General features: G+C 54.7%; 12 protein-coding genes and 2 pseudogenes. 13 read left to right on the top strand and 1 reads right to left on the bottom strand.

Features of this window, described 5'->3' with window-relative positions; translation table 11 throughout:
- The first annotated feature begins 209 nt into the window (after window positions 1-209).
- The 12 genes and pseudogenes from RBB80_RS34020 (at window position 210) to RBB80_RS34075 (ending at window position 11,010) form a co-directional block, all read left to right on the top strand.
- A complete protein-coding gene (locus RBB80_RS34020; protein ID WP_433970314.1) occupies window positions 210-1,664 on the top strand; it encodes a ligand-binding sensor domain-containing protein in 1,455 nt (484 codons plus the stop codon).
- Window positions 1,565-3,199 carry an ATP-binding protein gene (locus RBB80_RS34025; RefSeq protein ID WP_433970316.1) on the top strand — a complete coding sequence of 545 codons (1,635 nt, stop codon included), beginning with the start codon at window positions 1,565-1,567 and terminating at the stop codon, window positions 3,197-3,199. The genes RBB80_RS34020 and RBB80_RS34025 overlap by 100 nt, the downstream gene beginning before the upstream one ends.
- A complete protein-coding gene (locus RBB80_RS34030; RefSeq protein ID WP_433970317.1) occupies window positions 3,183-3,815 on the top strand; it encodes a response regulator in 633 nt (210 codons plus the stop codon). Before RBB80_RS34025 ends, RBB80_RS34030 begins: the two co-directional genes overlap by 17 nt.
- Before the next feature lie 72 nt (window positions 3,816-3,887).
- Window positions 3,888-4,277 carry a hypothetical protein gene (locus tag RBB80_RS34035; protein ID WP_433970319.1) on the top strand — a complete coding sequence of 130 codons (390 nt, stop codon included), beginning with the start codon at window positions 3,888-3,890 and terminating at the stop codon, window positions 4,275-4,277.
- 198 nt (window positions 4,278-4,475) lie between these two features.
- Window positions 4,476-5,318, top strand: a pseudogene (locus RBB80_RS34040) (PAS domain-containing protein); the annotation flags it as partial.
- 144 nt (window positions 5,319-5,462) lie between these two features.
- Window positions 5,463-6,689, top strand: a pseudogene (locus RBB80_RS34045) (sigma 54-interacting transcriptional regulator); the annotation flags it as partial.
- A 168-nt stretch (window positions 6,690-6,857) separates the two neighbouring features.
- On the top strand, window positions 6,858-7,133 hold the full coding sequence (locus tag RBB80_RS34050; RefSeq protein WP_433970424.1) for a helix-turn-helix domain-containing protein: 276 nt from the start codon (window positions 6,858-6,860) through the stop codon (window positions 7,131-7,133).
- 485 nt (window positions 7,134-7,618) lie between these two features.
- Window positions 7,619-8,365 carry an alpha/beta hydrolase gene (locus RBB80_RS34055; RefSeq protein ID WP_433970426.1) on the top strand — a complete coding sequence of 249 codons (747 nt, stop codon included), beginning with the start codon at window positions 7,619-7,621 and terminating at the stop codon, window positions 8,363-8,365.
- Window positions 8,366-8,507: 142 nt separating this feature from the next.
- The gene (locus tag RBB80_RS34060) at window positions 8,508-9,167 is read left to right on the top strand and encodes an RNA polymerase sigma factor (RefSeq protein WP_433970321.1); all 660 of its coding nucleotides are present in this window, start codon (window positions 8,508-8,510) and stop codon (window positions 9,165-9,167) included.
- Window positions 9,168-9,703: 536 nt separating this feature from the next.
- Complete coding sequence (locus tag RBB80_RS34065) at window positions 9,704-10,246, top strand: DUF4136 domain-containing protein (protein ID WP_433970323.1); 543 nt, start codon at window positions 9,704-9,706, stop codon at window positions 10,244-10,246.
- A gap of 208 nt (window positions 10,247-10,454) precedes the next feature.
- Window positions 10,455-10,613 carry a hypothetical protein gene (locus tag RBB80_RS34070; protein WP_433970324.1) on the top strand — a complete coding sequence of 53 codons (159 nt, stop codon included), beginning with the start codon at window positions 10,455-10,457 and terminating at the stop codon, window positions 10,611-10,613.
- Window positions 10,614-10,626: 13 nt separating this feature from the next.
- The gene (locus RBB80_RS34075) at window positions 10,627-11,010 is read left to right on the top strand and encodes an FUSC family protein (protein WP_433970326.1); all 384 of its coding nucleotides are present in this window, start codon (window positions 10,627-10,629) and stop codon (window positions 11,008-11,010) included.
- Window positions 11,011-11,415: 405 nt separating this feature from the next.
- Here RBB80_RS34075 and RBB80_RS34080 read toward each other — a convergent pair whose 3' ends face one another.
- Window positions 11,416-11,622: a hypothetical protein gene (locus RBB80_RS34080; RefSeq protein WP_433970328.1), complete on the bottom strand. Its 207-nt coding sequence runs from the start codon at window positions 11,620-11,622 to the stop codon at window positions 11,416-11,418.
- A 691-nt stretch (window positions 11,623-12,313) separates the two neighbouring features.
- Here RBB80_RS34080 and RBB80_RS34085 point away from each other — a divergent pair.
- Entirely contained in the window at window positions 12,314-13,315 is a 1,002-nt protein-coding gene (locus tag RBB80_RS34085; protein WP_433970329.1) for a hypothetical protein, read from the top strand.
- Window positions 13,316-13,329 lie beyond the last annotated feature (14 nt).

The following is a 13,329-nucleotide window of genomic DNA, read 5'->3' on the forward strand; positions in this document are numbered from 1 at the left end:
TTTGTGTCTCGCGGCGAAACAAGATGTGACGGTATTCCCGTTCGTGCGATTATCTTTGGCAGATGGGGACCCGATCGCGATGCCACTGAAGAAGTGGTGAGAACGTCCGTTGCCGAGGCTGCAAGTTGAATAAGCTGTTATCAATTCCGTTCTGCTTGCTGTTGCTCTTGACTGGAGAGTCATGTCTCGCAGTCGATCCCAGCAAGCAGATGACCCAATATGCACATGCCGGCTGGAGAATCCAGGACGGATTCTTCAACGGCTTGCCAACCGCAATTGCTCAGACTACGGATGGTTATCTATGGATTGGAACTCTGGCTGGCCTCTTGCGTTTCGATGGCGTCCGATTTGTTCCATGGAAGCCGACGAGTGGGAAAGAGTTGTCGTCAGCCCACATTAGCGCACTCCTGGGCGCTCGCGATGGGAGCCTATGGATCGGAACGGACTCGGGCTTGAGCCATTTGGTCGATGGCAAACTGATCCAATATCCCGATCGGGCAGGAGGAGTCGCTTCAATTATGCAGCGCGCCGATGGGGATATTTGGTTCTCGTACATTCAACCCATCGATAGCGCATGGGGGATATGTAAAGTCACCGGAGCACAAACGCAATGCTACTACGGGAAGAACAATGGTGTACCGCTGGTCGAGGATGGTTCTGGATTTCTTTGGACTGGCTACGGGGCAACGCTCAAGCGCTGGAACCCGGGTTTATCCACTACTTACGCTCAGCAGGGGCTGAGACTGGTGGGGGCGACGGGTATAACTTATCTCGCTCTAGCAAGAGATGGTTCGATGTGGGTCGGAATGACTTCTAGTGGGCACGGCGCAGGCTTGCAACAATTCACAAATGGCGCATGGAAGCCGTTTATTGCCCAGCTTTTCGACAGTAGTACTTTGACGCTTACCGCATTGTTGTTAGACCGGGAGAATACGTTGTGGGTTGGTACCGCAAGCCAAGGACTCTACCGTATTCGCGGCCGGCGGGTGGATCACTTTGGGAGTTCAGACGGTCTGTCAAGTGACTCTGTGAGTGAGACGGGGCTGTATGAGGATCGTGAAGGCAACATGTGGGTTGCCACGTCCCACGGCCTCGACTGTTTTAGCAATCTACCTGTCACGACGTACGCAATCCGCGAGGGGCTCCCATCGGGCGAAGTCGATTCGGTCCTCGCCTCGCGCGATGGCACAATATGGTCAGGCACTTCTCCATCCCTGGTCGCAGTTCGACAGGAACGAACTCCCGTCATTGAGGCGCATCGGGCGCCCGGAAATCAGGTTACGTCGCTCCTGGAAGATCATGCCGGTCAACTATGGGTGGGTGTCGATGATTTCTTGACGATATATAAGAACGGAACGTTCCGTAGGATAGACAGGCCTGACGGTAAGCCAATTGGGTTCGTTGTTGGAATGACCGAAGATGTGGACCACAATATCTGGGCCGAAACCAGAGATGCGCCGAGGACACTTTTTCGCATTCAGGACTTCAAGATCCAGAAAGGGTTTCCTGCACCTCAGATGCCTGCTGCTCGGAGGATTGCGCCTGCCCCGGGGGCGGCATCTGGTTGGGTCTCCTTCAAGGCAATCTGGCCCGATACAAAAACGACAAGCTCGAGATATTTCCCTTTAAGCACAGCGGAGTTCCCGGCTTCGATACTGAAGTAAATCAATTGCTCGTGACTTCCGATGACGCTGTATTGGGCGCTACACATTTTGGAGTCATCGCGTGGAGAAACGGAACTCAACAAACCCTCACCGTCCGGAACGGCCTTCCCTGTGATGGAGTCGATGCGCTTATTTCCGACAATCAGGGAGATCTCTGGCTGTACTTGCAATGTGGCCTAGTTGAGGTCCCGAAGGCGGAGATACAGAAGTGGTGGCAAAAACCTGACGCCATCGTGCATTTCCGCATGCTGGATGCTCGTGACGGAGTTCGCCCAGGACAGGCCGCTTTTGATGCGGCGGCGCGATCTCCCGATGGGCGGTTATGGTTCGTCAATGGATATGAATTGCAGGTAGTTGACCCGACCCACCTGTCAATGAACACCATTCCGCCGCCAGTGCATATCGAAGAAATCATCGCAGATAGCAGGAGCTATGCCGTAGCACGCAATCTTAGTCTTCCGCCGATCACTCGAGATTTGGAAATCGACTACACAGCATTGAGCTTCATGGCGTCACAGAAGGTACGCTTTCGCTACAAACTTGAGGGCCACGATACGGAATGGCAGGAGCCCGGGACTCGGCGACAGGCATTCTATAACGATCTTCGGCCAGGAAAATATAAGTTTCGCGTGATCGCCTGTAACAACGACGGCGTCTGGAACGAAGAAGGTGCAACTCTAGACTTCAGCGTCGCGCCAGCCTGGTTCCAGACGGTCTGGTTCCGCGTTTCGTGTGCGGGAGGTTTCGTTCTATTGCTGTGGGCGCTCTATCAATTCCGTCTTCAACAGCTACGACGGCAGTTCAACATGACTTTGGAAACACGAGTCGACGAGCGGACGCGCATCGCGCGGGAACTGCACGATACCCTACTGCAAAGCTTTCAGGGATTGATGCTCCGCTTTCAAACCGTAGACGAAATGCTTCCAGCACGCCCAATGGACGCGAAAAAGACACTCGAAAGCGCTCTCGATCGGGGGGATCAAGCAATCAGCGAAGTAAGAGATGCTATAACGCACATACGTGCTCCCGCGTTGGCCAGTCACGACCTAGCGAAATCGATCATCGCGCTGATGACTACTTTGAATGAAGAGCTTGCGGCAGGCAACAGGGGCTCAGTAACGTGTCGTATGCTTGTAGAAGGCGCGCCGCGAACTGTGCGTCCGACTCTCCAAGGCGAGATATATCGCATTGCTCGGGAGTCGTTAGGAAATGCCTTCCGCCACGCACAGGCCCGGCAAATCGAGACGGAAATCACCTATGGCGAATCTCTTCGTCTACGCTTCCGCGACGATGGAAAGGGCATCGACCCAGGCATCGTTGAACACGGCGGACGTCCGGGGCACTGGGGCTTGCCAGGAATCCGTGAACGAGCTAGGCAGATCGGAGCGCAATTGGAGGTCTGGAGTGAACTCGGAGCCGGCACAGAGGTAGAGTTGAGCATTCCAGGGTCGATCGCTTATGAGGTATTCCCGACCAAGGCGCGTTTCCGGATTTTCCGTAAGAGAATGGAACAAGATCATGAGCACCGGTCCTAGCTTAATTCGGATTCTCGCCGTTGACGACCATCCGATGCTGCTTGAAGGCATCGCATCACTGGTCGCTAGTCAATCAGATATGGAGCTGGTCGCCGAGGCTTCTACAGGACGTGAGGCACTCGAGCAGTTCCGAGAGCACCGGCCAGACCTCACATTGATGGATCTGCAGATGCCAGACATGGACGGTGTTGAGGCGATGGTCGCCATCTGCGGCGAATTTCCGGACGCCCGGATCATTGTCTTGACAACCTACAAGGGAGACGTCAAGGTTCTACGCGCTCTCAAAGCCGGCGCGCGGGCCTTCTTGTTAAAAGGCCTCTTGCGGAAGGAACTCCTCGAGACGATTCGCGCTGTACAAGCCGGTCAAAAGCGCATTCCTCCTGAGGTCGCTGCTGAACTCGCAGACCACGCGATCGATGATGCCCTGACCACACGAGAAATCGATGTGCTGCGCTTAATTGCCGGCGGGAATACAAATAAGCTGATTGCCGATCAGCTCTCGATTACCGAGGAAACAGTCAAGGGCTACGTCAAGAACATCCTTTCCAAACTTGGCGCAAGCGACCGAACGCACGCCGTAACAATCGCGCTGAAGCGTGGATTCATTGACTTGTAACCCCCACGATAGAGGGGGCGGCCATCCCCCCAGATTTGGAGTGTCGAATCGTCCTTGACGCGGACTACTATCTTGATGTTTGACATAAGGGGGTTCCTGCAACGCCTTTTTCCCATGTTTCCTTACGGCTGTCCCGGCAGGGGGCTTCTCCTGGTACGGCTCGTTGTCGGACTAATTTTGATTCACGATGGCATCGGCGCATTGATGGGGGTGCCACAACGTGAATCGATTGCGATGCAGGAAATCGCTGCGATCCCAGGAATTTTTCTACTCGTCGGTTTGTGGACGCCAATCGCCGGCGCGATTGTCGCGCTGAGTGAAATCTGGATTGTTCTCACAGGCACTGACCACCCGCGGGGCACGATCTTGATGGCAACGCTAGGTATCGCCTTCGCATTCCTGGGACCTGGCGCTCTGTCGATCGACGCCCGCCTTTTTGGCAGGAAGCGGTTCGATATTTGAGTTCGCGGGAGTTGTCCCCTCCGCGGAATGGGCGGCCTGGCCCCCATTTGAGGTTGTTTGCATGACGGGTTTTATTGCAAACTGCAACTCAAGGACTTACAGAGTTTCACTAATAATGACAACACTGTACCTAGTTCGCTCAGTGCCGTCCGCGGACTCCACGGTTCATCAAAGGACTCAACTTACTCTGGGATCAACATGACTACCTTGCCGTTTGAAACTCCATTCTCGCAGGACGCGCCGAGTCCGGGCGCTGCAGCCGTGGCGACGAGGACACCTTTTGGGACAGATCCTTCTGGGAACGAGGCTTTCCTGGCCGTAGCGCAGAACCTAAGCCACACCGGCAGTTTTGGCTGGAGTGTTGCCAGCGGAGAACTCCACTGGTCGGCGGAAACCTACAATATCTTTGGACATGATCGGGCGGTCAAGCCTAAGTTGGAGATGGTGCTGCGACGAATTCATCCCGATGACAGAGATCTTGTACAGCAAACCCTCGACCGGGGGATTGAGACAAAAGCAGATTTCGATCTTGAACACCGTTTGCTGATGCCGGGCGGCTCAGTCAAGCACCTCCACGTTTTAGCCCGGGCGCTAACGACGCCTTCTGGGGACCTTGAATTCGTAGGGGCCGTCACGGACGTGACGGAACAAGTAAAGACTGAGACGGCACTCGAGGAAGCTTTGCAGGAAATCAAGCGGCGGAATGAGGCACTGCGGGGGAGCGAACACAATCTTAACCTAATCATCAACACAATTCCTGCGCTGGTATGGTCGGCGCGTCCAGACAGTTCGGCCGAATTCTTCAACCAGCATTACCTTGAATATGTGGGTCTCTCCGCAGAACAGCTAAAAGATTGGGGCTGGACGGTTGCGGTTCATCCGGGCGACCTCCCCAGTCTGACCGGTACGTGGAAATCCATGATGGCTTCTGGTGAGGCAGGAGAGGCTGAAGCGCGACTGCGCCGCTTCGACGGCGAGTATCGATGGTTTCTGTTCCGCGTTAACCCGTTATTCGATGAATCCGGCAACATCGTCAAATGGTTCGGGATAAACACTGACATTGAGGACCGGAAACGCGCAGAGGAGAAACTGCGACGCAGCGAAGCTTTCCTGGCTCGAGCGCAGAGCGTAAGCCACACCGGCAGTTTCGGCTGGAGCGTTGCCAGCGGAGAGATCTACTGGTCGGCGGAAACCTACAATATCTTTGAACACGATCGAGCAGTAAAGCCTACGTTGGAGATGATACTGCGGCGAACTCATCCCGACGATAGAGATCTTGTGCTGCAGACCCTCGACCGGGAGTCTGAGGCAAGAGCCGACTTTGAGCTCGAACACCGTTTGCTGATGCCGAACGGTTCAGTCAAGCACCTACACGTTTCCTTTCGCGTGGTGACGACCAGATCTGGGAACCATGAATTTGTGGGTGCCGTAACGGACGTGACGGCAGCAAAACAGGCGGAGGAGAAGATCCGGCAAGATGCGCATGAACTTCGGTGCATTATCGACTCTATACCGCAAGTGATCGGCGTCCACAATCCCGATGGCGAAGTGATCGATGTAAATCGAGTAGCGCTCGAGTTCCACGGTTTGTCGATTGAGGAGGTGCGGGCGGAAAGTCTCCGCGATCGCGTCATTCATCCCGAGGACATTGAGAGGCTCAAAGAGGTGCGGCAAAACGCGCTCTTAAATGGTGTTCCGTTTGAGATCGAACAGCGGGTTTTGCGAAAAGACGGCAAGTATCGTTGGTTCCTCACTCGTTATAACCCCTTCCGCGACGAACAGGGACGTCTCGTGCGCTGGTATTCGACGTCAATCGACATCGATGATCGCAAGCTGGCTGAGCAGCGCCTTCAAAACGAGAACGTTGCGCTGCGCGAAGACGTCGATCGCTTCTCAATGTTTGAGGAGATTGTCGGTTCTTGCGAACCCATGCGTCAGGTATTGAAGCAAGTGACAAAAGTTGCGCCATCGGATTCGACCGTTCTGATCCTCGGCGAAACCGGAACGGGTAAAGAACTGATTGCTCGCGCATTCCATCGGAGATCGAACCGCGCGGCGAGAGCCTTCGTCCGCGTGAACTGCGCCGCCATCCCTCAATCGCTGATTGCCTCTGAGCTTTTCGGGCACGAGAAAGGCGCCTTCACGGGCGCCTTACAGAGACGTGTGGGGAGGTTTGAGTCCGCTGACGGCGGGACACTTTTCCTTGATGAAATCGGCGATCTTCCAATGGAGACTCAGATCGCACTCCTGCGTGTGCTGCAGGAGCGCGAGTTTGAGCGAGTGGGAAGTAATCATCCGATCTCAGTAGACGTCCGACTAATAGCAGCCACAAATGCAGATCTTCCTGCTGCCGTTGCTGCCGGAACCTTCCGCCGGGATCTTTTCTACAGATTCAATGTTGTTCCGCTTGTCGTTCCACCACTTCGCGAGCGAACGGCGGATATTCCATTGCTCGTCGAATATTTTGTTGGGCGATACGCCAAGGCGGCCGGCAAGACGATCCGACATATCTGTAGACAAACGCTGGCGCGGTTAACGGCCTACAACTGGCCGGGGAATATCCGTGAATTGCAAAATGTCGTGGAACGGGCAGTCATTCTCAGTGAAACGGACACGTTCTTCGTTGATGAGAGCTGGTTGAAACCCGAATCGCCAGAGTCTCGGCAGCCACGCGAAGGGATTTCGACGCTGTCGGATCTTGAAGTAGAGTTGATCGAAGCTGCTCTTGCTGAGTGCCATGGCCGTATCTCCGGACCTTCAGGCGCTGCTGCAAAACTCGGAATTCCGCGGCAGACCCTTGAATCGAAGATCAGGCGTTTCGGAATCAACAAGTACGGGGAACGTCAAACCTTCTAATCGGGCCGGCTCTCGCTTCCGACGAGTGGCTCCTGCCATCGGATTCTCTTTCCCCTTCTTAGACCAGACCACTTCGAAATGTAAGGCCACCCTTCGCCGGTCAGTCTTCGTTTCCAGCACGTTCTGCCGGGCGCTCGTCATTTTGCCGAGCGTGAAGCATGAGTCTGATGGTGACGCTGTCTCTTTTCAATATCTTAGCAATTGGCATGATGCCTGCATATTCAAAGGCGAAAGCGCAGGAGAAAGATGGCCAAACTTAAGGAGCGATTCAGATGGAAATTACATCAGACAGCGTCCGCGAGATCTTCAAGGGGTTGAGAGCGGCCATGAAGTTGCGTTTAGCGATGGGGTAAGGCATTAGTCGAGCTCGCTGGACGAAAGCCTCACCGCAAGGACAGTCCCGGGGATTTGAAACGCTCTGCAAAGCTGAACAGAAAAGGACATCGGAAATAGGTATGGTCAATAAATGTGCAGTATTCGCCACGATGTTGTGTGCTGCCGCATTATCGAGCACACCACACTTACAAGCTCAGCAGTCAGCAGTGAAAAATATCGTCCTCGTTCACGGCGCCTGGGCGGACGGTTCGGGCTGGAAAGGCGTCTACAACATTCTTGTCAAGGACGGCTACACCGTCAGCATTGTCCAAGAGCCAGAGACGTCCTTCCAGGCTGATGTGACCGCAGTGAAGCGGACCCTCGCATTGCAAGACGGACCGAGCATTCTTGTCGCGCACAGCTATGGGGGATCAGTGATTACGGAGGCGGGCACGGATCCATCAGTTGCCGGATTGGTTTACATTGCAGCGCACATGCCAGACGCTGGGGAAAACGAAGGAGACGACGGGAAGCGCTTTCCCAGCGACCTCGCCAAATCGGGCGCCATCAAGAAAACGCCTGACGGGTTCACATATATCGACCCGGCGCAATTTCATGAATTATTCGCAGCTGACCTTCCCAGCAACCAGGCCGCATTTATGGCGCGCTCGCAGGTGCTCAACTTTGCAAACAATTTCTCAGCGACAATCACCGCGGCTGCCTGGAGAACTAAACCGAGCTGGATGCTCGTGGCGGGAAGCGATCGAACCATCAACCCTGACCTTGAGCGATGGTACGCCAAGCGAGCTCATAGCCACACGGTCGAAGTGGCCGGCGCCAGTCATTGCGTCTATCTATCGCACCCCAAGGAAGTTGCAGATGTAATCGAAAGTGCAGCACATGCTGTCTCGAAGTAGCACCTGCTCGGCAGGGAGACATCTTCCAGGGGCATAGAGAATGAATGGCTGATTTGGCTACTGCTTTCAGTCGGCACCCATGCACAACCCGCACGCCCAAGATGCTATCGCTGCGGTTGCCTCGTGAGAACGGACGGTCCCAATGACTCAACCAATGCAGGCAAACAGCGATGCCGAAATCGGCCTCAGTCTAAAAGAGATGAGCGACGAGTGGTTGGTTGTGGCCGCACAAGGCGGAAATATCGACGCATTCGCAGAACTCAGAGACCGTCATTTCCGTGCAATCCTGCGAACGACCTACCGGATCACCAGAAACTGGGAAGACGCTGAGGATGCACTCCAGGACTCTTTCCTCAAGGCGTTCACTCACCTGAATCGTTTTGAGGGTAGGTCCAGCTTTTCGTCGTGGGTCACAAGAATCGCAATCAACATGTCTCTTATTATTTTGAGAAAGAAACGCGCCAAGAACTTCCAATCGATCGACGATGACGAATGTTATTGCGGATCCGACGACAGATGGGAATTACGGGACCTCAAGGAAGACCCTGAGCATTTCTATGCAAGGCACGAAAGATCGGAAATGCTCAAAGGAGCAATTCGACGGTTGCGCCCGTGTCTCCGCAATGTAGTTGAGCTTCGATATGCCCAGGAGCATTCAATGCACCAGCTAGCGGATTCTCTCGGCATTTCTTTAGCGGCCCTCAAATCGCGACTCTTCCGTGCGAGGCTGTCCTTGCGCACCTCACTGCACCAGAACAACCTGAAGTTGTGTCAGAGCAAGCGTAAGCGCCCAGTGGGGTAACACCTTCACGGAGATGTCGAGTTGCTCAAAAACCGAATGTGTCATCAGATTCCTGTTCTCCTCCTTGGCTCAAGCAACTTCGAAATCTATGTCCATCCGCCGCCGGCGGTCTTCGATTTCGGTACGTTCTGCTGAGTGCTCGTCATTTTGCTGAGCCTAAAGCATGCCTCTGATGATGACGCCGTCTCTTTTCAACACATTAGCATTGGCATGATGCCTGCATGTCCAATTGTGAAAACGCAGGAGAAAAACCGCCAAGAATAAGGAGCGATTCAGGTGGCGATCACGTCAGACAGTGTTCGCGAGATATTCAACTGACTTGGGAACGGCGACGGAGCTGCGCTCTTCGAACGGGCAAGGTGCAATAGGCAACCGCTCGATCAGAGCCATTTCAGCAGTTACGGTAATCCGATCCCAAGCAGACACGGCATCCTGTGAACAACAGAAGGCTCTACGCTTCATCGCCGCCACACGGCATTTTCTACTTCGCCGGAGTCGCCGGCTCACCCAAACTCAAACGCTGCAAGGAGACACTTATGAACGTATTACGCAGGAACCTCTTTTTGATGGGAATAGCGCTTCTGTGTGCGACTGCATCTTTCGCTCAGCACGTAAAGACTGACTACGATCGGAGCGTCGATTTCAGGCAATACAAAACCTATACATGGGAACATGTCCACACACAAAACCCTCTGTGGGTCGATCGAATCAAAGCAGCGGTCAATTCAGCGCTGGCAGCAAAAGGATGGACCGAGGTCGAATCTGGCGGGAGCGTTTCCATCGTGGGGATGGAAATGACTCGGAGCCATCAGACTCTCGACACGTACTACGACGGCTACGGAGGCGGTTGGCGCTGGAGAGGGTGGGGAAACCAATTCGGTGAAGCTACGACAACTACGAACACCTATGAGGTCGGAACCCTGGTCGTCGACTTATTCGACTCAAGAACAAAAAGTCTGATGTGGCGAGGATCGGCAAGCGACACCTTGTCTGATAAATCCGACAAGAATATCAGGAATCTCGATAAGGGCGTAAACAAAATGTTCGATTCCTTTCTTCCGAACGCCAAGAGCCAATAAGCAAGGGTGCTTGCGAGAGGGCGCCCTAAGTACGTCGCCGAACTAGCTGTAGAAACGACTGCCTCCTATGACAGGAGACACAGTTCCTGGCTCGCAGAAAGAGGCCTCTTCCCATGAACTCACTAAGGGTGACGATTTGTGAGAGGCCTAGCCATTACGCCAGATGTGGCCATCTGCGCTACATCTGGATCCAATGAGGAGTAAAACGATGGAATCCACACACAATGAGGCTGTCGTCGCTGGAACTGGACTGTCGCGTATAGGCCGGGAGGTAGGCTTTGGAACCATGCTCGCAATCTCCTGCCTCATCAGCTATTGGCTCATCACGAACATCCTTGCGCGAGTATTCTGTATCTCGCGAGAATGACCTGCTTGGAGGCATGTGGGCAGTGATCGCGACGATCTTTGTGTTTCGATACAGAATTCTCCAGAGCGGTCGCGCGGCGATATCGCGGACGCTGGCGACATTCCTTAGTTTCGCACTCTGCTTCTTATACTTTCTCATTTTCCCGTTCAATGTCTTCGGGATGGTCGCGCTCATCTGGATCGGCACCGTCATTTTGTGTCTGATTGGCCATTCCGAGGCCATCGGTACAACAGCCATTACGACCGCTGTGGTGTTCGTTGTAGCCGGAATAAGTCCGGGACCAGCCTGGATACAGCCCATTCTCCGACTTGCTGACACTGCCGTTGGCATCGTGGTCGGGCTTCTTGCTTCACGGGTGGGAATTGCCCTTCTCAGACAGGAGCGAGAATGGAACTGACCTCTCCGATCTCAGCGACAAACGGTTCGACTCAGAAAAGACTAAGAGTGCGACTCGATGAAACGGCATTCGGATGCTTCATGATGGGGCCATCGCCCACCGCCGATGTTGAGGCCACTCTGGTGCACGGTGCCCAAGGGACTCGTTCCTTGAACCTATTCTTTTTGCCGCCAGTGCAGTCGGCTGCCCGAACGTAAACGACGGCAATAGATCAATCATGGAAACGCCAGCTACACCTTAGTGCATAAGAGTGCGCGCCGCCGCAATGCGCCCATCAACAGGCGAGGGGAGAAATGGACAATCTCATAGTGGCTAGGTCTCAGATGGCCGCCCACTTCGGCAAGCAGGATCCCGATCTGGCATTGGTGGCTTGAGACCCCGCCCGAGAGGACTGGTCGATCAATGTTACGGATTGAAAAGGAATCGGCCGGAGACACTACAAGGCTGCGGCTCAGTGGCCGAATTCAATCGACCGATATCGACGACATACGGGCTCAAATGGACGATGACGCCATTCGCATAATCCTGGACTTGGATGAAGTCACTCTTGTGGACGTTGAGGTTGTTCGATTCTTGAGTGACTGCGAGGATGGGGGCATTGTACTTGTGCACTGCCCTCTCTTTGTGCGCGAATGGATTATTCGCGAGCGGGCCGAAGGGGCACAGACTTAGAGGCGCGAATAAAGATTGGCTTGAGCATCGCTTCGATTTTTGAAGCCATATCCTCAGCCGGAATATGGTCAGGTGTCTGAAACCACCTGCGTGCTGCCCCGAAGATGATGGCCCAGGCGGCCGTGGTCGCCAGTAGTTCGAGATCCGCGCAGGGGGCTTACTCATGATTGCCCGCCCCACGGAACATCTCCTCCCCGACCGCGATGCCTGAATCGAAAATCAGACGCTTGAGAATCAAGAGCTACGGTCTGAAACGTCAACCCCTAATTGGGACGGCTCTCGCTTCCAACGAGCGGCCCCTGCCATCAATTCCCTTTCCCTCCCTGACTAGACCAACGCACCTCGAAAGGTGGGTCCATACGTTGCTGCTGAGTTCTTGAGGCAGGCACGTTCTGCTGAGCGTTCGTCATTTTGCTGAGCCTGAAGCATGAATCTGATGGTGACGCTGTCTCTTTTCAGTGCCTTAGCAATTGGCATGATGCCTGCATATCTAAATGCGAAAGAGCACGAGTAGATCGCCACAGGTCAGTATTACAATCTCCTACCTTCGTCCTATGTCGATGGAGGGTTCGGCAACCTCCCGTTCGTCAACAGCGTCACGTATTCGAACAGTGCGTCGCCAACCATCACGATGAACGCGCCGTTTGCCGCGACCGCCTCTGTTCCGGCCAACCCCTCGACCATCGCGCAGCACAAAACCATCACGCCCTACACCGAGCAGTACAACCTCGCGATCGAGCAGCAACTCCCTGGCGCAGTGGACCTCCGCATCGGCTACGTCGGCCAACGCACGATTCATCAGAACAACCACGGCGGTCCCGGCAACACCGAACCGGATATCAACTATGCAGCTCCTGGCGCGACAGTCGAGCAGTCGCGTCGCCCCTATCAGCCCTTCTCGACGATCACCGAGGCATTTGATCCCATCTATCACACCACCGGCAACTCACTGCAGGTGGGCTTGCACAAGCAGTACAAACATGGATTCATGATCAACGCCGAGTACCAGTGGATTCGGGTGCTGGGCGTCGAAAATCACCAGAACCCGACGACCATCGGCGACTCCTACGGTCCTATCTCCAGTATTACTCCGCAGACGCTCGAGGTCAGTTACGCTTACGAGCTCCCGTTCGGGCACAACAAGATGCTGTTCGGCGCCGTCGGCGGCTTCGCGAACAAGCTCATCAGCGGCTGGCAGATCGCCGGCCTCACCTCATTCCAAACTGGGCAGCCGTTCTCAGTCACCTTTACCGCTCCGGGTAGCCAGACGTACGGTGCCAGTGGGCGCGCAGACCGCGTTCCCGGGATACCACTGTATCCTGCGAAGAAAACCAATGCGGAGTGGTTCAACCCAGCGGCGTTCGCCGTACCAACGCCCTACACCTTCGGAAACTCCGGCTATGACATGCTTCGGGGCCCGAACTTCCAGAACTGGGACATGAACCTGGAGAAGAACACGGCCATCGGCGAACGCTATAAGGTGCAGCTTCGTGGCGAGGTGTTCAACATCGCCAACCATCCCAACTTCGGGGTTCCCAGCGCGGCCATCAGCAACCCTGCATCGTTCGGTGTGATCTCATCGGTTGTCAATGAGAACCGCACGATCGAGTTCGCCGCGAAGTTCAACTTCTGAAAAATTCGGCATAG

The organism is Tunturiibacter gelidiferens, assembly GCF_051013345.1.
Classification (GTDB): Bacteria; Acidobacteriota; Terriglobia; order Terriglobales; family Acidobacteriaceae; genus Edaphobacter; species Edaphobacter gelidiferens_A.

Bases quoted from the DNA above. Each gene is read 5' to 3' on its own strand.
- RBB80_RS34075 (WP_433970326.1), top strand. From the start codon at position 10,627: ATGTGGGCAGTGATCGCGACGATCTTTGTGTTTCGATACAGAATTCTC.
- RBB80_RS34085 (WP_433970329.1), top strand. From the start codon at position 12,314: ATGAACGCGCCGTTTGCCGCGACCGCCTCTGTTCCGGCCAACCCCTCG.
- RBB80_RS34065 (WP_433970323.1), top strand. From the start codon at position 9,704: ATGAACGTATTACGCAGGAACCTCTTTTTGATGGGAATAGCGCTTCTG.
- RBB80_RS34020 (WP_433970314.1), top strand. From the start codon at position 210: ATGACCCAATATGCACATGCCGGCTGGAGAATCCAGGACGGATTCTTC.
- RBB80_RS34030 (WP_433970317.1), top strand. From the start codon at position 3,183: ATGAGCACCGGTCCTAGCTTAATTCGGATTCTCGCCGTTGACGACCAT.
- RBB80_RS34060 (WP_433970321.1), top strand. From the start codon at position 8,508: ATGACTCAACCAATGCAGGCAAACAGCGATGCCGAAATCGGCCTCAGT.
- RBB80_RS34070 (WP_433970324.1), top strand. From the start codon at position 10,455: ATGGAATCCACACACAATGAGGCTGTCGTCGCTGGAACTGGACTGTCG.
- RBB80_RS34055 (WP_433970426.1), top strand. From the start codon at position 7,619: ATGTTGTGTGCTGCCGCATTATCGAGCACACCACACTTACAAGCTCAG.